Source organism: Alcanivorax sp. DP30 (assembly GCF_009882945.1).
Lineage (GTDB): Bacteria > Pseudomonadota > Gammaproteobacteria > Pseudomonadales > Alcanivoracaceae > Alcanivorax.
This window is the reverse complement of sequence record NZ_WTUY01000005.1, coordinates 260,456-278,045: the sequence shown is the minus strand read 5'-3', so window position 1 is coordinate 278,045 and position 17,590 is coordinate 260,456. Positions and strand designations below refer to the sequence as shown.

Genomic DNA, 17,590 nt, shown 5'->3' with positions numbered 1-17,590 from the left:
TTTCGTGAATCGAGTGGTGATTACCACACCCGGGCGATGCAGGCTCCGTCTCTGACGCGGTATTAAAGGCAGCTGCAAGCCACAAGCTTCAAGCTGCAACACGAGAGACTGTTTCGCCAAACGTTGAACGCTTTCCCCGCAAACCACAACGTCATGGTCGCGGACACAGCATCGTCGAACCGATAGCCTGAAGCCGTGCCTTGCAGCTTGTATCTGCGGTTCTAGCCCGCCGGCACCAGCACCGAGGGCAACACGGTAGCGATGGTGCCGTAGCTGACCACCAGCAACATCATGGAAATGGCCAGACCCAGAAAAGGCCCCACGTTAAGAGCGCGATGGAAGATGAAAGCCTGGGCAGCCAATTGCCAGCTGACCAGCAGCAGGTAGAAAACCTGCAAGCCTCCGGCTCCCGTCCCCAGCAACACTCCTGCCGCAAGCAACGGCAGATTCACCAGTGACAACACCACATCGACCCCCACCAGGGCCGTAGCCGTCTGCAGCCATCGGCCCTTGAGCCCTTTGAAGGACAGCAACACCAGAGTGCCGAACAGCAAAATGGACAGGGCCAGCCACTGGCTAACCAGCAGCAGGCCCACCGGCACACTATCCTGGCTCAGCCCAACCATCAGCTGCAGGACCGTCCAAATCATCAGCACCATGGCCATGATAGACGGAGAGTAAGGCGTATCTTCCGGCCCGGCCCGAAAAATCGCCAGCCGCCAGAACAGTGTCATCAATGCTTTCATGGGGGGCTATTCTTCCAGAGCGGGAGGGAAAGGCAAGCGGATGAGCAAGCTACAAGCTTCAAGCTGCAACACGAGAACATACATCGCCACTCTTTTAACGCTTTCCCCGCGAACCATAATCTCCAGTCGCGGGCACGGCATTGGCTCTCATCCCTGCATCAGCCCGCGCCTTGTAGCTTGAAGCTTGAAGCTTGTAGCTGCCTCGTCAGACAACATCAGGTGTGTTTCCCGCGCGCCTTCGCTAGAATGCACGCAAATTGAATCAAGGGGTCTGTCATGGCGCGTAAAAATGCTTTCTACGCTCAGTCCGGTGGTGTTACCGCCGTCATCAATGCTTCCGCTGCCGGCGTTATCGAAGCCGCCCGCGAGAACAAGGATGTGATCGGCAAGGTGTATGCCGGCCGTAACGGCATCATCGGTGCACTCACTGAAGAACTGATCGACACCAGCAAAGAAAGCAAAAGCGCCATCGAAGCGCTAAAGTACACCCCAGGTGGCGCCTTCGGCTCCTGCCGCTACAAGCTCAAGGATCTGCAGACTTCCCAACGCCAGTACGAGCGTCTTATTGAAGTGTTCAAGGCCCACAACATCGGTTACTTCTTCTACAACGGTGGCGGCGACTCCGCTGACACCTGCCTGAAGGTCTCCCAGCTGTCCGAGAAAATGGGCTACCCGATCCAGGCGATCCACGTGCCCAAGACCGTGGACAACGACCTGCCCTTTACCGACGTATCCCCAGGCTTCGGTTCCGTGGCCAAGTACACCGCCGTGAGCTGCCGCGAGGCGGCGCTGGACGTGGCCAGCATGTGCGCCACGTCCACCAAGGTGTTCGTCATGGAAGTAATGGGCCGCCACGCGGGCTGGATTGCCGCCGCTGCGGGTCTGGCCAAGGAAGAGAATGACGATGCCCCGCATCTGATCCTGTTCCCGGAAATCGCCTTCGACAAGGCCGCCTTCATGAAGAAGGTGGAAGCCACCGTGAAGAAAGTCGGCTACTGCGTCATCGTGGTCTCTGAAGGCGCCCGTTACGAAGACGGTACCTTCCTGGCTGACGCCGGCACCACCGACGCCTTCGGTCACAAGCAACTGGGTGGCGTGGCACCGGTGATTGCCCAGATGGTAAAAGACGAGCTGGGCTACAAGTACCACTGGGCGGTCAGCGATTACCTCCAGCGTGCCGCTCGCCACATCGGCTCTGCCACCGACATGGAGCAGGCCTATGCGGTGGGTCGCGCCGCCGTGGAGTTTGCCGTGGCCGGCAAGAACGCGGTGATGCCTACCATCGAGCGCAAGAAAACCAAGAAGTATAGCTGGACCATCGGTGAAGCGCCGTTGAAAAAAGTGGCCAACGTGGAAAAGGCCATGCCGCGCAAGTTCATCAGCAAGGATGGCTTTGGCATCACCCCGTCTGCCCGCGAATACCTGGCCCCGCTGATCGGCGGCGAATCCTACCCTCCCTACAAGGATGGCCTGCCCCAGTTCGCCAAGCTCAAGCTCGTGCCGGTGGCGAAGAAGCTGAACGACGTGTTCGAGATCTAAGCCATCCCGAAACAAGAACGCCCCGCAATGCGGGGCGTTTTTTGTTTGCGCCAGGGCTTGGTGAAGCCGGGCGAACATCGCTTGCGGTTCTTTTCAATCGAACTCGACATGCCCATTTCGACAACCACTGAAAAACATCCCCACATCATAGCTGAGGCCTATTATCGGAGCGAAGACACCGCTTCCCCTGGCCCCCATACGTGCGCAAGCTGCTTACTGAAGATTGCCGGATCACCACTGGTATAAAAGGCAGCGCGACCGGAACCTGCCGCTGATTCGCCCCGCGATGAGCTTTCCAGCCGTCGCACCACTTCCCGCGCCACGGCATCTTCCGTGCTGATGATGGAGATCTCAGGGCCCGCTACCCGGGCGATAAGCGCGGACAGATAGTTATAGTGGGTACAGCCCAACACGATAGTATCCGCCCCTTCCTCCAGCAACGGCATCACGTATTCCCTCACCAGCGCCTGGGTGGCCTCACTGTCAAAGTCCAGCCCCTCGATCTGATGGACCAGATTGGGGCAAGGCTGCACCAACAGTCTGACTTTGCTGCTGAACCGCGCCGCCAGGGATTCGAATGAATGGGTTTGCAGGGTCCTGGGCGTCGCCATTACGCCTACGACCCCACTTCGGGTTGCCAGCACCGCAGGCTTTACCCCCGGCTCTACCCCGATAATGGGGACAGAATAGGTCTGGCGAAGCTGGGCGATGGCAGCGGTGGTTGCCGTGTTACATGCCACCACAACCGCCCTGGCACCCTGACTCAGAAGAAAGTCCGTAATCACATGCATGCGTTCACGGATAAAACTGTCCGACTTGTCTCCATAGGGGGCATGCAAGCTGTCCGCCACATAGAGAATATCTTCCCCCGGCAGCTGCTCACGCACTGCCCTGGCCACGGAGAGGCCGCCAATGCCGGAGTCAAAAATGCCGATAGGGGAAGACAGGTTCATGGCGCCACTATTCAATCAAAACCATCACAAGCGGGTCATTGTACTGCAACCTTCACCTCAGCCGCAGAAGACAAGGCTCTTTTGGCGCAATCAACAAGCTGACTCATATCTCGTCGCCGGGCTTGTTGCCACGAGAATGCTCAACAAGATCGTCAACGTATTCCTTCTCTTCACGGAGATCGTTGGCTGTATCAGGGGCGTCAGGTAACACCTGGTTGAGAATCACTGCCACCAGTCCGCACAGGCTGATGCCCTGCAGGGTGAAATCACCATTGCCCACCACCATGCCGCCAATACCAAAGATCAGCGTCACGGCGACAATCACCAGATTGCGCTGGGCATGCAGATCCACCCGGGCCTTGATCAGGGTATTCATGCCCACGCTGGCGATGGAGCCAAACATGAGAATCAGGATGCCGCCCATCACCGGGGTCGGGATGCTTTGCAGCAGCTGTCCAAACTTGCCGATAAAGGCGAGGCCGATGGCAAAGATGGCCGTCCAGGTCATCACCACCGGATTAAACACACGCGTCAACATCACCGCGCCGGTGACTTCTGAATAGGTGGTATTCGGTGGCCCCCCGAACAGGGCGGCGGCCATACTCGCTACCCCATCACCCGTCAGGGTACGGTGCAGTCCCGGCTTGCGGATATAATCCTTACCCGTGACATTGCTGATCGCCAGCACATCACCCACATGCTCGATGGCCGGCGCCAGTGCCACCGGCACCATGAACAGGATCGCCGGCCAATAGAAAGTAGGTGCAATGAACGCAGGCACCTCCAGCCAACCGGACTGCTTCACCGTGGAGAAGTCGACCATGCCCATGCCCAGCGCCGTCAGATACCCCACCAGGACGCCGCACAGAATCGGCAGTAACCGAAACAGGCCATGCCCGAGTGTGGCCACCAGCAAGGTGGTCAACATGGCGACCATGGACACCAGCAGAGCATCACCATAGGGAAACAGCCGCATTTCACCATTGCCGCCCAGCCCCATGGCAAAGTTCACGGCGGTGGGCGCCAGGCTCAGACCGATCACCATGATGATCGGACCGGTGACCACCGGTGGCATCAGCCGGTGCAGGAAACCCGGCCCTCGCCATTTCACCAACGCCCCAAGCAACACATAGACAATTGCCGTGCAGAACAACGCGCCCATGGTGGCGGGCACCCCCCACTGTTTCACTGCATGGGATATCGGCGCCACAAACACAAATGAAGAGGCCAGAAAGACGGGAATGGAGCGGCGGGTGATCCACTGAAAAAGCAATGTTCCCAACCCGGCGGTAAACAGCGCGACACTGGGATCGAGCCCGGTAAGCAATGGCATCAGGACCATGGCCCCAAAGGCCACGAACAGCATCTGCGCGCCAATCAGAATGATTTTCCAGTTCCAGAAACCCGGCTGAATCATGCACCACTCCCCTATTTGTTTTTGCGACACCCAGGCCGCAGATCCACCCTAGCGAGTCCCGAAAATCTTGTCACCGGCATCACCAAGACCTGGCACGATATAGCCTTTCTCGTTGAGCCCCTGGTCCACCGAAGCGGTATAAATATCCACATCCGGGTGGGCTGCCCTGACCTTTTCGATGCCCTCAGGGGCGGCCACCAGCACCAGGGCCCGGATCTGCTTGCAGCCGGATTTCTTCAGCATGTCGATACAGGCGACCAGAGAGCCACCGGTGGCCAGCATGGGATCAATGACCAGCGCCAACCGCTCATCAATATCATGGGCAAGCTTTTCGAAGTAGGCCACGGGCTCAAGAGTTTCTTCATCCCGGTACACCCCTACCACGCTCACCTTGGCGCTGGGAATCAGCTCCAGCACCCCATCAAGCATCCCCAGGCCTGCGCGGAGGATCGGCACCACGGTAACCTTCTTACCCTTGATGCGCTGTGCGGGTGCAGGGCCCATCCAGGTATCCACGCTGCAATCCTCAAGCTCCAGATCCCCGGTCGCTTCATAGGTCAGCAGGCTTCCGATCTCCGAAGTCAGCTGACGAAAGCTGCGGGTACTCAGACTCTGTTGTCGCAACAGACCGAGTTTGTGTTTAACCAGAGGGTGGCGGACTTCATATACCGACATGGAAGGGTCTCCTTGCAGACTCAACGGACAACAGTGCCAATTGTGCCCGTTACGGGGCAAATGTCACCGATTAGACTCTCGCCCTGTTCCCGGCAGTCAGGCGGTGCTACCTTCAGAGGAAACAACAACAAGGAGATAGCGTGACCAAGTCCCTTGCCGAAATGAGCCGAAAAGAGTTTGTATATGAGTGTGCCAGCCGTGCGCTGGCCGCCAGTTTCTCCAACCCAGCGGCCAAACCGTCCATTGCCAGCATGGTGCGTGATGCCGACAAGCTTTGGGATGAGCTGGAAGAATGGAACAATACCCGACAGGAGTCATCGCCATGAAAGCCTTGATCAGCACGTTTGTATTACTGCTCACCATCTTCAGCACCCCATTGTGGGCGGCCGACAGCATCTCCGCTGAACAACTGAAACAGGAAATGGCCAGCAACAAGGGCCCGATTGTCATTGATGTCCGTGATGAAGACGAATATCTGGCAGGACACATTCCCGGCGCCATCATGGTCCCGGCCAAGAATATCGAGCACCATCTGGACATGCTGGAGCAGTACAAAAAGGACGAGATTGTGTTGTATTGCGTGTCCGGGCGCCGCGCCAGCGCCGCTGCCACCGCCCTGGAAAATGCCGGGTTCAAGAAGGTGCGCCTGCTGGAAGGCAACTACCCGGCCTGGCAAGCAGTCCAGTAAAACGGGGTTTGGGTAGGCTGCCAGAAACCGGAAGCCAGAAACCGACTGTCAGACGTCTGACCTCGAAGGTCTGACGCCAAAGACAACAAACCCGCCTGGACCGAATCTCAAGAGAGCGGAAGCGCCTGTTCCGCTTGATTTTGGATCAGACGTCCGTCTTCCGACGTCTGGCCGCCTTCAATAAATCCTGTTTCCCTAACTCCCAAGACGTTTTCTGGCTCCAGAATAAGCTTATTCCCATTCTTTAAGTCCCTTCGACCTTCGGCCATTAGCCGCGAGGCCCTGCCGTTGCTATAATCCGCGCCCACCACCAACCCTGTTGAGAAGGACAGACCATGGATTTTGATAAGGTTCCCGCCGGGAAAGACGTCCCTAACGATATCTACGTGGCCATCGAGATCCCGGCCAATGCCAGCCCGATCAAGTACGAGATCGACAAGGACAGCCACGCGATCTTCGTGGACCGCTTCATGGCGACCCCCATGTTCTATCCGGCCAACTATGGCTACATCCCCAACACCCTGTCCGAAGACGGCGACCCGCTGGACGTACTGGTAGTGACCCCCTACCCGGTGGTTCCCGGTTCCGTGATCCGTTGTCGCCCGGTGGGCATCCTGAACATGACCGACGAAGCCGGTAAAGATGCCAAGCTGGTTGCCGTACCGCACAGCAAGCTGACCAAGTCCTACGACAACGTCCAGGACATTAACGACTTGCCCGAGCTGCTGCTGGCCCAGATCAAGCACTTCTTCGAGAACTACAAGGATCTCGAAGCGGGCAAATGGGTGAAGGTCGATGGCTGGGACGGCGTTGAGGCTGCCAAGGCCGAGATCGTGAAGTCCATTGAAGCGTTCGAAAACGGCAAGTAAGCGAAAGGCAGCTACAAGCCTCAAGCTGCAACGCGGGCCAGGGCCGTTCCGGAATCGGGCACCTCGCCCCGCGCTGCCAGCCGACAAAAACCGCACCCATGGGTGCGGTTTTTTTTTGCTTCACGTTTAGAACACCCGGCAGACAGCCCCATACACGAGGTGCGCTTTGCAGGAGTTCCCTTCCAGGGGACGAACCGAGCGCAGCGAGGCGACCGAAGGGAGATCATTCTCTCTGCAACTCGAAACCGTCTCTGGAATCTTTACCTCGCCGGGGCCAGGATCGCCATGCAAGCATGAGCTCTTACTGGGTCATAGATTATCCGGTTGCGCCAAACTCAACGATCTGGAAGGCGTTTCCGTTCTTCGGAAAAACCCGGGGAACTTTTCTGAGTTTGTCTATCCAAGCGTAGCTTGTAGCTGATACCCGATCAATGCTGCTCCCGATACCCCTTCGGAGTCAGGCCACTCCAGCGTTTGAACGCCTTGGAGAAATTCGCCACATCGCTGTAGCCCAGGGAATACGCCACTTCGCTGATGCTGTTTTCCCGATTGCCCAGCAGGCGCCGGGCCTGGCGGTAACGCTCCTCATCCTGTAATTGCCGGTAACTCAACCCCGCCTGTTGCAAGTGCCGCTTCAGGGTACGGGCGGAGACCGCCAGCTTGTCCGCCATGGCTTCCAGCGACGGCAACGGCGCGGGGTGATCCAGCAGGGAAGCGCGGATTCGCTCCGCCATGACGCCCTCTTCCCCGGTACGCCACTGGCGAAACTGCATTTCACACTGCTCACGGGCAATGGCAGCAACCTGCGGGTCCGCAAGCCTTGGCCGGGCCTCCAGGGCCGACACCGGAAACACCAGCGCATCATCATCCTGGTCAAACAGCACCCTGACACCCACATCCCGCTTGAGGGCATCCAGGTACGCCGGGGCAGGCCCGCGCCGATGAATTTCCAGGCCCTCCGGCAGCACTTCCAGTAACTGCTCAATCATGAACGCCAGCCCTACCAGCATGGCCTCAATCACAAAGTCCTGTGCCACCCCCAGCGACACGGTGCTGCGCAGCTGCAGGAAGGCCATATCACCCTGCCTGGCCTGTTGAATCTCCAGAAAGGGGGCGCGCAAACCCAGAAAGCGGCAGGCCGCTTCCAGGGCATCCTGGGCACTGGCACTGGACAGAGCCAGCAGACCAACCGGGCCATGCAGGGTAATACTCATGGCGCGGGCATAGCGGAAGCCCAGCCCGCGCTCCCCAACCATGGCCACACCACGCTCCGCCACCGTCTGCGCCAGAGACATGGATACCCGCCGATCCGGCGCCAGCAGCTCGTCACGGCTAACGCCCAGCCCTGCCAGCAGGGCCGGAGCATCCAGCTCCAGGGACACCAGCAGGTCATACAACAACACCACATAGATGCCCGGCACACCGGTATTCCCCCAGGGACGGCCCGAATTCACCATTTGTTGGCCCTCCACGACAAGACCATTAACTGCAAGACACCGCATAGTAGTTGTCATTGAGCAATGTCATCAATGGCATTCGAACAGGAGCAAACATGAAGCTGTCTCTGAAAAAGCAAAAAAAGGCCCCGGTGGTGCCCATTACACCGCGCCGGATGGGCTTCGACTTTTCCGGTATTCGCAACACTGACTACTGGTTCGACAACGACCCGGTACTGACCCACCTGCTGAATATGCTCTCGCTGACCTTCCCGGACGGTGAGCGTTTCTTCGTAGACTCTGTGCGCGCCATGCGTGACCAGGTTGAAGACCCTGCTCGCCAGAAGGACATCTCCGGCTTTATTGGCCAGGAAGCCATGCATTCCCTGGAGCACCAGGCTTTTAATGACCTGATTGCCGAAGGCAAATACGACGATATCGTCAAGCATGCCCTGGCGGTGACCAACAAACTGCTTGACGGGGCCCGCCAGTATATGAGCAAACGCCAGCAGCTGGCGGCGACCGCCGGGCTGGAACACTTCACCGCCATCCTCGCCGACGCCATCCTGCGTCGTCCGGAGCTCATCAACAAAATGGATCCGGCGGTTCGCGACCTGTGGGTATGGCATGCCATTGAGGAAACCGAGCACAAGGCGGTGGCCTATGACCTTTACAAGGATGTGGGCGGCACCTATCTCGAGCGTCAGCGCCTGTTCCTGTCCAGCACAGCCTACTTGATTGGCTTTTCCAGCTACTTCACCTGGCAAATGCTCAAGCGCGACAATATCCACAAAAAACCGCTGACCCTGGCGAAAGGTCTCTGGAAAGGCTTTGGTTACAAAGGTGTGATCAGCAGCATCATTCCAGACTGGTTCACCTACCTGAAACCCGGCTTCCATCCCTGGGACGACGATAACAGCGCCCTGATCGAAGAGTGGCGCAAGACGTTGCCCAAGCCGAAGGGCAAGAACGCAGCGTAGGTGAATAATTGAGAATTGATAATGGATAACTGCGCGTTCAAGCGCGGTCCTTATCAGAAAGCAAAGAGGCCGCGTCCAACCTTTGGGCGCGGCCTCTTGCGTTCAAACTATTGCGAGCCTCGCTCGCGCAGTTATCAATTATCCATTATCAACTATCAATTGCCTTTCACCCTTCCTGCAGCAATTTCCGCAGATCAATCAACGCCGCATTGGCACGGGACACGTAGTTGGCCATTACCAGGGAATGGTTCGCCAGCATACCGAAGCCATCGCCATTGAGAATCACCGGGCTCCACAGGGTTTCCTGGGTAGCCTCCAGTTCACGAACCATTTGGCGGAAACTGATAGTCGCGTTTTTCTTGCGTAGCACTTCCGCAAAGTCCACCTCGGCAGCTCTCATCAACTGTGCCAGCGCCCAGGTCGCCCCACGAGCTTCATAGAATGCATCGTCGATTTTCAGCCACGGGGTTTTCACAAACTCCTCATCTTCCGAGGACTTTGCCACCGCCAGGGCACCATCCTGGTCCACGTTGAGCTGGCTGCGGCCTACACTCTGGCTGAGCTTGAGGCTGAGCGAGCCAAGTCGGTTCTGCACTTCGTTCAGCCAGTAATTAAGATTGTCGGAACGGGCGTAGAATTGGCCGTCATTTTCGTTAGCGTCCGTCAGCCGGTCCAGGTAACGCTCCAGTGCCTTGATGCCACGACGGTATTCATTCTCCGTGGCGGGCATGGCCCAGCTTTTGGCATCGAAGTTGAACTGCGGCTCGGCAATGGCCAGATCCTTGTCTTCCTGGCTCTGGGACTGGGAGCGGCTCATGTCGCGGCGCAGCACCCGGGAAAAATCACGCACCTGAACCAGTACGCCATATTCCCAGTTGGGCATGTTATCCATCCACAGGCGATGGGGGAGCACATCATTACTGAGATAGCCACCGGGCTTGTCCAGCAGGGTATTGGCCACAAAAATCAGTTCGCGGGCAGTGGTCTCACCAACGACCGCATCCGGTTTTGCCACCACCGGACGCAGATCCGGCTCCTGACTCCAGTACCAGCTGAGCAGGACATCCACCAACAGCAGCAACACCAACAACCAGAGAAAACCTTTCCAGACGCGGTTGTTGCGCGGATCCAGCATGGCGTCTCCGACCCGTTCGCTGAATTTATCGTTACTCATGATCACTCCCAAGATCGACGAACCGCTACTATAGCCCAGGCTTCTGAGTTGCGGCAGGGAGTAACACGATAGCAGCTGCGGGAGTCTGCGCACACCGTTTACGGTAAGTCAGACTACCGCCATAAAGAGAGAGCAGACCATTGACGATGGACAAACCCAGCCCGGCTCCATCGCTATCCGAATGCCCCCGACTGAAACGTTCCCGATAGCGCTGCCATTGCTCTTCGCTCAACCCCTCACCACTGTCTGAGATTTCAATAGAGACCTGACGGCCCTGCCGCTCCGCATTCACCTGTATCACGCCAGGCGAGGCATAGCGGCAGGCGTTGTCGATCAGGTTACGCAGCACCAGCTGCAGGGCTTCCTCAGGCATTGCCACCAGAAGGGATTCCTCCAGACACAACACAAGCTGCTGGTTGAAACGATCCCCCAGGGGCACCAGCGAGGCCAACGTATCCCTTGCCACCCTGAGGATATCTGCACAGGCACCCTGCTCAGGTGGGCCCTGAGCAGGATCAAGCCGCGCCAGCACCAGCAACTGCTCAAGCATTCGCTCAGCGCGCCCTACCGCTTCCTGCAGCCCTTGCAGGGATTCGTCCCGTAGTTGCGGATCCGACAGGGAGCGGGCGTTCTCAGCGTGCAATCGCAGCACCATCAGCAAGGTCCTTAACTCATGGGCAGCATCTGCAGTAAACCGCTTTTCACGCTCGATACCAGCGTCCAGGCGTTGCAACAAGGCATTGATCGCCTCTTTCACCGGTTCCAATTCACGTACCTGCTTGCCCCCCGTTAACGGCGTCAGGTTATCCGTGGATCGGCGGCTCACCGAGCGGGCAAGATCCGACAACGGCGACAGACCAAGACGAATCGCCAGCCACACCAGCAACATCACGAAAGGCACACTGATCAAGTACGGGGCGAGCAGAGAACCCGCCACATTTTTCACCATGGAATGGCGGGCATAGTCACTCTCTGCCAGGATCAGCCAGCGATTATTCGAAAGGGGTAACGAATAGGCGTGCCAGCCTTTGGTTTCCTCATAATGGGGCCGCTCATTGAGCGCAACCAGGGGAGATTCAGGAGAGCCTTCACTGGCAGAAACCAGTTTGCCGCTCTGCCATAGCTGGTAGATAAAATAGCGCAGATAGCGGGATTCCTGACTATCCAGCGCAGAAAGGGAGGCCTCCGGTGGATGACCATCCTGCCAGAAACCCGCCAGCAAGTGAGCACTCTGCACCAGTTCAGCATCGTACTGTTCATCCAGTTCATGATAGATCGTGCGATAGGTAAGAATCCCCAGCAGCAGTCCTCCACCGAGGATCACGATCAAGATGGAAGCAACCAGAAAACGACGAATGGAGAAAGTCATTCCTGATCTCCGCTGAGACTGTAGCCAACGCCTCTTACCGTGCGGATAAGACCGCTGCCGAGCTTTTTGCGCAAGTGATGGATATGCACTTCCAGCGCATTGCTCTCCACATCCTCATTCCAGCCATATAGCCCTTGTTCGAGCTGATCACGGGTAAGCACTCGGCCACGGTGACGCACCAGTTGCAGCAACACGCTCATTTCACGCCGGGATAGATTGACCGGCTCTCCACCACGGGTCACGCTGAAGCGGGCTGCGTCAATCGCCAAATCCCCCACCGTCAGTATTTCACTGCCTGGAGCTTCCCGACGACGCAGCCGGGCACGAATACGGGCAATCAGCTCCACCGCGGAAAACGGCTTCACCAGATAGTCGTCTGCTCCGCTATCCAGGCCTGTAATGCGGTCATCAAGCGCATCCCGGGCACTGATGATGATCACGGGAATCTGTTTGTCTTGCTGACGCAAGGCACGTAATGCAGCCATGCCATCCAGCCCTGGCAACCCCAAATCAAGGAGCACCAGCTCAAACCCGCCTGCAGCCAACGCAGGCAAGACCAGGTCGCCACGGTCGACCAGATCGACGGTATACCCCTCCGCGCGGAGGGCACGCTGCAAGCCATCCGCCAGCAGCGCATCATCTTCAACCAGTAACAGCCGCATCATCCCCCCATTGAATCCAGTACTGTACACCAGCGTCGCCCAGCATGGTTTCCGCATCCCGGCCTTGCAGCAAGGCCAGCGTGGACAATAACCCCGCCTGGGTACATTGCTGCCCAAACACAGTGACTGCACGCGGCGCATCGGCCACAGGCCAACCGCTGCGCGGATCCAGCACATGGCTGTATCGAATACCATTACGCAGCAGATAACGCCGGCTGTCACCACTGGTGGCCAGTGCCCCGGTGGTGAACTGTAACTGGCCGGCCATGGGCCTTGCGGTACCTTCCATACCCACCTGCCAGGGAGATGTGGCAGCACGAGCCACCAGATCACCGCCGAAGTTCACCAGCAGATCGGCATCAGTCAGTTTACCTGCCTGCTGAAAAGCACTGTCCACGGCATATTCCTTGCCGATACCGCCCAGATCCAGCTCCATGCCTTTTTGCAACCGAATACAGCCGGCCTCCCGCTCCACCTTGTCCCAACCCACCAGTGGCAACAGGGCATGCACCTGTTCCGGCTGGGGCACTTGATCAGAACCATCAAACCGCCAGGCGCGACGCAGAACCCCGGAGGTGATGTCAAAGGCGCCATCACTGAGACGCCAGCACTGGTCAGCAAAATCCAGCAACCTGACCGTCTCCTCGTCGAGCGTCACCCATTGTTGATCACCGGCATTGATTGCCGCCACCAGATTGTCGTCACGATAGCGGGAATACTTGTGTTCAATGCGCCAGGCTTCCGCAGCCACAGACTCCGCCACCTCACGTGCCAGGCTTTCATCAACACCCCTGACCAGACATTCACAGGGGCTGGCCATGGCAACAAAACGGCCCCGCCAAAGGGGGCCGTCCTGCTCCAGGGTAAGAGCCTTGTACATTTCATCTCTGCCCTGTTTCATCCGGGCTCCACCATCGTCAAATCGGTTACCAGTAGAAGGTATACCCGACCTGAGTGATGAGTGCATCCAGTTCCGAGGCATCGCTGTCGCCACTCTGGGTGAAGCTCTCCACCCGCAGGCTCAGCTGCTGGTTGTTGGCCCACTCCTTGCCGACCTTGAACCCATAGGTGGTATCCGTGAGGTTACCCAAACGGTAATCCGCCGAAACTTCGCCCTGGCTGTTCTGCAGTGATGTCAGCTCGGAAGCCGTAATGGATTCCTTATAGAAGTCTGCCTCGCTCTGATCGTACCAGCGCACATGGGGCTGCAGGTACCAGCCGTTATCGAACTGGAAACGGTACTTCACATCCAGGGTATGGGACGTGATACCCCAGTCATCGGACATGAAGCGATAGCCCACCGCCAGCACATCCCGGTTGAAGTGATAACGGTTCTCCCAGTACAAGGCATTCTTGGTCCGCGAATCCGGTCGCAACTCGAAAACCTGTGCGTCGCCGGCACCAATATCGTTGGCGCCGAAACTTTCCGCTTCCAGCGGATCGCCGTTGGCATCCACCACCGTGACAATCTTGTACGGGTCGGTGTGATACCCATCTGATACGGACAGGTTGTAGTTCAACTGCATGATCCAGCGGCGGTTGATCACCTGCGTCATGCCGATCAGAAAGTCATTGATCGACTTGTCTTCACTGCCATCGGTCTTGTCCTCGTCACTCTGGAACGTCAGCCCGACCGGCGAACCACCCACCGGGTCAATGGTGTCCGCCTCATGGGCCACCCCAAACGTCAGCGTGGTGTTCTTGTTGTTCAGGTCCCACAACAGACCGGCATTCAGCCCCAGGGAGGTAAAGTCATACTCATTGGAAAAGTTGAGACCGCCGGTCCAGCGCAGGTTGCGGGTGAACGGACGGGTATATTGCATGTTGGCGGCTACCCGGGTGTCCTTGAAGGCATCATCCAGGGGAACCTCATTGGTCACTTGATAGGAACTGTTCCCGGAAGGAGAAGTAAAGGTCTGCGGTTTGTCAGAAGTGATGGCGCCGTTATGAGAGGCCCCGGTAAGTGTATCCAGGGTCAATTTCATTTCCAGTTCACTCTCGTCCTGGAACTGCTTTTTGGCACGAACCACGGGCTCCACTGCCGTCACCCTGTCCTGCTCACTGTAATACAGCACGGCAGAATCAAATTGCCACGCATCGGTGCTATCCTGAGCCATGGCTGGTTGCCCCAGCAGGGAACACGTTGCCGCTGCCAGGCCCGCACCAATCTTCTTTCCGTCTAACATTTTTTTCATGGTTCGTCCCTCAGTTGCAGCCGCAGCCGCCGCCGCCAAAACCGCGCCCGCCACTGGACGCTTCCTTGCTGAAATAGATATGGTCATCCAGCGCATCGTCGAGCCCGTCTGCCGCCCCCGGTGTCATCACCGGTTTGGCCAGCAAATCGCGCTCCCAGGGCTGTACCCCCAGATTCTGGCAGCCGGCAAGGGCGCCCAAGACTGTCATCACGCCCAAAAGACTGATTAGACTTTTCATTGTTTCGCCTCCAGTAATCGAACAATTTCCTGCTCGTAGTCATCCCTGTGCTTCTCGGAAAAGCCGATATGCCGTGACAATTCCTCCCCATCGGCCCCCAATAGAATCGAACTGGGCATACCCTGAAGGGCATAACGGTTAGCCAGCTCCCCTTCCGGGTCATATACCAGGGGGAAGGTAGCGGGGTACCTGTCCAGGAACATCTGGGCGTCTTCACGGTCTGGGTCCACGTTGACACCAATAACGGTGAAGCCTTTGTCCCCGTATTTGGCTTGCATATGATTCAGCCAGGGAAAGGAACGACGACAAGGGCCGCACCAGCTGGCCCAAAAGTCCACATAAATCACTTTTGCTTCTGCCACCGCCTCTTGGGAAAATGGTAGCGGCTCAGCGTGGGCCAGCCAGGGGATGGCCAGCAGGACAAGCACCCGAAGAAAGCGCATGAGGTTCTCCTTGTAATAGAGAACACAGCTTCCTACGGATGCCTTAAAGCAACCTTAAGGCACAGTTAATAATCGGCCCTGAAACTTATCCGCCATACAGGCATCAAAGCGGTGCCGCTTTTTGATGCGTTCGGGGACTGAGGAGAAGGTAATGCATACAACCTGGCAACGACTGGGGCTCGCACTAGCACTACTGCTGGCATGGTCCGCAACCATGGCACAGGATTTTTTTGGCGAGGAACCGCTGCCTACCGTGGATGAAGCTATCCAGCTGGTGACCGACGCCGATTGGGACAACCAGCAGCTGCTGCTGGATTTTGAGCTAATTGATGACGTTTACCTTTATCAGCACCGCTTTGGCTTTACCCTGAAGGACACCAACGGCAACGTACTGGACGACTTCAAAGACCTTACCCTGCCGGAAGGCAAGGCCAAGACCGACGAGATCTTCGGCGACGTGATCGTCTACTTTCATCGTGTGGGAGTGACACTACCGGTCAAAAGCGTGCCGTTGGTGGATACCGTCCTGGAAGTACGCTACCAGGGCTGCATTGAAGACACCCTCTGTTACCCGCCCACCAAAAAGACCTTTGAATTCAGCAGTCCACAGCCGACAAAAAAGTCGCCAGCCGCGAGCGCGGCCAGCCCCGTCAGTAACGGCAATGGATTTCTCGACACCCTGCAATCCGAAGACGCCAACGCCTTCAACCAGTGGATGGAAAATCAGTCCATCGGCCTGATCATCGGACTTTTCTTCGTTGGCGGCCTGTTGCTGGCCTTTACCCCCTGCGTGTTTCCCATGGTGCCGATCCTGTCCGGCATCATTGCCGGTGAGGAAAACCCCAGCGCCAGCCGTGGCTTTGTACTCAGCAGCGCCTATGTGCTGGGCATGGCTGTGCCCTACACCCTGGCCGGCTTGCTGGTCGCCCTGTTCGGCGCCGGACTCAATCTGCAGTTTCTGCTTCAGCAACCCGCCGCCATCATTACCTCAGCGGTCATTTTTGTCGTGCTGGCGCTGTCCATGTTCGGCCTGTACGAACTTCAGCTGCCTCATTTCCTGCGCGACAAACTGCATCAACCCGGCGAGGAAAAACGTGGCAGCCTGATTGGTGCCGCGATCATGGGTGCCATCTCTGCACTGGTGGTATCGCCCTGCGTTACCCCGATTCTTGCCGGCGCCTTGATCTATGTGGCCGCCAGCGGGGACGCCGCCACCGGTGCCGCCTCACTGTTTGCCCTGTCCATTGGCATGGGTATTCCGCTGATCATCGTCGGCACTGGTGGCGGCAGTCTGCTGCCCCGAGCCGGTATGTGGATGGAGGAGATTAAAAGGTTCTTCGGCGTAGTCATGCTTGGCGTGGCTATCTGGCTGCTGAGTCGCATCATTGACGACACCATCGCTCTGGGACTCTATGGCTTGCTGTTTGCCGTCTATGGCGTTCAGCTGGGCGCGCTGGAAGCGGCCGGCGAAGGACTCGCCCGCCTCAAACGTGGTCTGGCGCTGGTGCTGGCGCTCTACGGTTCGGTCATGATTGTCGGCGCCCTGAGCGGCGGCAGCGATCCACTACAGCCGCTCCAGCCGCTGACCCAGCAACCGCAGGTGGTTAACCAGACCAACAACACGGCGCCTCAAGATCATGGTCCCTGGCAGACCCTCATTGGCAAGGCCTCCCTGGAGCAGGCTCTCGCTGCCTCCCGCCGGGCCGACAAACCAGTGCTGGTGGATTTCTTTGCTGAATGGTGTGTGGCCTGCAGGGTGCTGGAAGAAGAAACGCTGAGCAACGAGGCTGTACTGACGGAAATGACCGGCTTCGACCTCTATCGGGTGGACATCACCGAGATCAACGCCGACAGCCAGGCCATCATGGAGCACTACAACATCCTCGGCCTGCCGGCACTGGTTTTCTTCGACACGACCAGTAATGAAGTCCCCAACGCCCGGGTACTGGGTGAAATGGGCCCGGACCGCTTCATCCAGCATCTCAACGCCAAGGTCGCGCCGCACCTGTAAGCCCCTGGAAAGACAGCAGCGAGTTTCGAGTTACGAGTTGCGAAAGGCCAACCCGACACGATGCCGCTGCTTTTCCCTTTCAACTTTAAACGTTGAACTTTCAACTCTACTTCCGCGGGCACAGCCTGCCAGCCCACACCACCCCATCCCGCGCCTTGCAGCTTGAAGCTTGCGCCCTAAACAAAAAACGTGAAA

The 17,590-nt window shown here is 57.8% G+C and carries 18 protein-coding genes; 6 read left to right on the top strand and 12 right to left on the bottom strand.

What is annotated here, in order from left to right; all coding sequences use genetic code 11:
* Positions 1-221 precede the first annotated feature (221 nt).
* Entirely contained in the window at positions 222-746 is a 525-nt protein-coding gene (locus GQF00_RS12195; protein ID WP_161319436.1) for a hypothetical protein, read from the bottom strand.
* A 276-nt stretch (positions 747-1,022) separates the two neighbouring features.
* On the opposite strand from GQF00_RS12195, the gene GQF00_RS12190 reads away from it, so the two are divergent.
* Entirely contained in the window at positions 1,023-2,285 is a 1,263-nt protein-coding gene (locus GQF00_RS12190; protein WP_161319435.1) for a 6-phosphofructokinase, read from the top strand.
* Between the two features lie 161 nt (positions 2,286-2,446).
* Here the strand turns inward: GQF00_RS12190 and murI are convergent, their stop codons facing one another.
* The 3 genes from murI to upp form a co-directional block, all read right to left on the bottom strand.
* Positions 2,447-3,238 carry a glutamate racemase gene (gene murI, locus GQF00_RS12185; RefSeq protein ID WP_161319434.1) on the bottom strand — a complete coding sequence of 264 codons (792 nt, stop codon included), beginning with the start codon at positions 3,236-3,238 and terminating at the stop codon, positions 2,447-2,449.
* A gap of 103 nt (positions 3,239-3,341) precedes the next feature.
* A complete protein-coding gene (locus GQF00_RS12180; RefSeq protein WP_161319433.1) occupies positions 3,342-4,655 on the bottom strand; it encodes a uracil-xanthine permease family protein in 1,314 nt (437 codons plus the stop codon).
* A gap of 48 nt (positions 4,656-4,703) precedes the next feature.
* On the bottom strand, positions 4,704-5,330 hold the full coding sequence (gene upp / locus GQF00_RS12175; RefSeq protein WP_161319432.1) for a uracil phosphoribosyltransferase: 627 nt from the start codon (positions 5,328-5,330) through the stop codon (positions 4,704-4,706).
* 140 nt (positions 5,331-5,470) lie between these two features.
* Between upp and GQF00_RS12170 the strand changes: the two genes are divergently transcribed.
* From GQF00_RS12170 to ppa, 3 genes are all read left to right on the top strand, one after another.
* Entirely contained in the window at positions 5,471-5,656 is a 186-nt protein-coding gene (locus GQF00_RS12170; RefSeq protein WP_161319431.1) for a hypothetical protein, read from the top strand.
* Complete coding sequence (locus GQF00_RS12165) at positions 5,653-6,018, top strand: rhodanese-like domain-containing protein (RefSeq protein WP_161319430.1); 366 nt, start codon at positions 5,653-5,655, stop codon at positions 6,016-6,018. The genes GQF00_RS12170 and GQF00_RS12165 overlap by 4 nt, the downstream gene beginning before the upstream one ends.
* A 335-nt stretch (positions 6,019-6,353) precedes the next feature.
* Positions 6,354-6,887 (top strand): inorganic diphosphatase, encoded by a 534-nt coding sequence (gene ppa / locus GQF00_RS12160; RefSeq protein ID WP_161319429.1) that lies wholly within the window; start codon positions 6,354-6,356, stop codon positions 6,885-6,887.
* 428 nt (positions 6,888-7,315) lie between these two features.
* On the opposite strand, the gene GQF00_RS12155 is transcribed toward ppa, so the two are convergent.
* The gene (locus GQF00_RS12155; RefSeq protein ID WP_161319428.1) at positions 7,316-8,344 is read right to left on the bottom strand and encodes an AraC family transcriptional regulator; all 1,029 of its coding nucleotides are present in this window, start codon (positions 8,342-8,344) and stop codon (positions 7,316-7,318) included.
* A gap of 95 nt (positions 8,345-8,439) precedes the next feature.
* Between GQF00_RS12155 and GQF00_RS12150 the strand changes: the two genes are divergently transcribed.
* Positions 8,440-9,303, top strand: a complete 864-nt coding sequence (locus tag GQF00_RS12150) for a metal-dependent hydrolase (RefSeq protein WP_161319427.1) — start codon at positions 8,440-8,442, stop codon at positions 9,301-9,303.
* Between the two features lie 166 nt (positions 9,304-9,469).
* On the opposite strand, the gene GQF00_RS12145 is transcribed toward GQF00_RS12150, so the two are convergent.
* From GQF00_RS12145 to GQF00_RS12115, 7 genes are read right to left on the bottom strand one after another with little or no spacing between them, the layout of a single operon-like run.
* Positions 9,470-10,477, bottom strand: coding sequence for a DUF2333 family protein (locus GQF00_RS12145; protein ID WP_161319426.1), 1,008 nt, complete (start codon positions 10,475-10,477; stop codon positions 9,470-9,472).
* Between the two features lie 28 nt (positions 10,478-10,505).
* On the bottom strand, positions 10,506-11,846 hold the full coding sequence (locus GQF00_RS12140) for an ATP-binding protein (protein WP_161319425.1): 1,341 nt from the start codon (positions 11,844-11,846) through the stop codon (positions 10,506-10,508).
* Positions 11,843-12,508 (bottom strand): response regulator, encoded by a 666-nt coding sequence (locus GQF00_RS12135; RefSeq protein ID WP_103917547.1) that lies wholly within the window; start codon positions 12,506-12,508, stop codon positions 11,843-11,845. Before GQF00_RS12135 ends, GQF00_RS12140 begins: the two co-directional genes overlap by 4 nt.
* Positions 12,489-13,409, bottom strand: a complete 921-nt coding sequence (locus tag GQF00_RS12130) for an FAD:protein FMN transferase (protein ID WP_237440509.1) — start codon at positions 13,407-13,409, stop codon at positions 12,489-12,491. Before GQF00_RS12130 ends, GQF00_RS12135 begins: the two co-directional genes overlap by 20 nt.
* Positions 13,410-13,434: 25 nt before the next feature.
* Entirely contained in the window at positions 13,435-14,703 is a 1,269-nt protein-coding gene (locus tag GQF00_RS12125; protein ID WP_237440508.1) for a DUF3570 domain-containing protein, read from the bottom strand.
* A 10-nt stretch (positions 14,704-14,713) separates the two neighbouring features.
* Positions 14,714-14,941 carry a DUF4266 domain-containing protein gene (locus tag GQF00_RS12120; RefSeq protein WP_161319424.1) on the bottom strand — a complete coding sequence of 76 codons (228 nt, stop codon included), beginning with the start codon at positions 14,939-14,941 and terminating at the stop codon, positions 14,714-14,716.
* Positions 14,938-15,384, bottom strand: coding sequence for a TlpA disulfide reductase family protein (locus tag GQF00_RS12115; RefSeq protein ID WP_161319423.1), 447 nt, complete (start codon positions 15,382-15,384; stop codon positions 14,938-14,940). Before GQF00_RS12115 ends, GQF00_RS12120 begins: the two co-directional genes overlap by 4 nt.
* Before the next feature lie 151 nt (positions 15,385-15,535).
* On the opposite strand from GQF00_RS12115, the gene dsbD reads away from it, so the two are divergent.
* The gene (dsbD, locus tag GQF00_RS12110) at positions 15,536-17,395 is read left to right on the top strand and encodes a protein-disulfide reductase DsbD (protein ID WP_161319422.1); all 1,860 of its coding nucleotides are present in this window, start codon (positions 15,536-15,538) and stop codon (positions 17,393-17,395) included.
* The last annotated feature ends 195 nt before the right edge of the window (positions 17,396-17,590 follow it).

Bases quoted from the DNA above. Each gene is read 5' to 3' on its own strand.
- dsbD (WP_161319422.1), top strand. From the start codon at position 15,536: ATGCATACAACCTGGCAACGACTGGGGCTCGCACTAGCACTACTGCTG.
- GQF00_RS12180 (WP_161319433.1), bottom strand. From the start codon at position 4,655: ATGATTCAGCCGGGTTTCTGGAACTGGAAAATCATTCTGATTGGCGCG.
- GQF00_RS12135 (WP_103917547.1), bottom strand. From the start codon at position 12,508: ATGCGGCTGTTACTGGTTGAAGATGATGCGCTGCTGGCGGATGGCTTG.
- GQF00_RS12140 (WP_161319425.1), bottom strand. From the start codon at position 11,846: ATGACTTTCTCCATTCGTCGTTTTCTGGTTGCTTCCATCTTGATCGTG.
- ppa (WP_161319429.1), top strand. From the start codon at position 6,354: ATGGATTTTGATAAGGTTCCCGCCGGGAAAGACGTCCCTAACGATATC.
- upp (WP_161319432.1), bottom strand. From the start codon at position 5,330: ATGTCGGTATATGAAGTCCGCCACCCTCTGGTTAAACACAAACTCGGT.
- GQF00_RS12145 (WP_161319426.1), bottom strand. From the start codon at position 10,477: ATGAGTAACGATAAATTCAGCGAACGGGTCGGAGACGCCATGCTGGAT.
- GQF00_RS12120 (WP_161319424.1), bottom strand. From the start codon at position 14,941: ATGAAAAGTCTAATCAGTCTTTTGGGCGTGATGACAGTCTTGGGCGCC.
- GQF00_RS12165 (WP_161319430.1), top strand. From the start codon at position 5,653: ATGAAAGCCTTGATCAGCACGTTTGTATTACTGCTCACCATCTTCAGC.
- GQF00_RS12155 (WP_161319428.1), bottom strand. From the start codon at position 8,344: ATGGTGAATTCGGGCCGTCCCTGGGGGAATACCGGTGTGCCGGGCATC.
- murI (WP_161319434.1), bottom strand. From the start codon at position 3,238: ATGAACCTGTCTTCCCCTATCGGCATTTTTGACTCCGGCATTGGCGGC.
- GQF00_RS12150 (WP_161319427.1), top strand. From the start codon at position 8,440: ATGAAGCTGTCTCTGAAAAAGCAAAAAAAGGCCCCGGTGGTGCCCATT.
- GQF00_RS12115 (WP_161319423.1), bottom strand. From the start codon at position 15,384: ATGCGCTTTCTTCGGGTGCTTGTCCTGCTGGCCATCCCCTGGCTGGCC.
- GQF00_RS12125 (WP_237440508.1), bottom strand. From the start codon at position 14,703: ATGAAAAAAATGTTAGACGGAAAGAAGATTGGTGCGGGCCTGGCAGCG.
- GQF00_RS12130 (WP_237440509.1), bottom strand. From the start codon at position 13,409: ATGAAACAGGGCAGAGATGAAATGTACAAGGCTCTTACCCTGGAGCAG.
- GQF00_RS12190 (WP_161319435.1), top strand. From the start codon at position 1,023: ATGGCGCGTAAAAATGCTTTCTACGCTCAGTCCGGTGGTGTTACCGCC.
- GQF00_RS12195 (WP_161319436.1), bottom strand. From the start codon at position 746: ATGAAAGCATTGATGACACTGTTCTGGCGGCTGGCGATTTTTCGGGCC.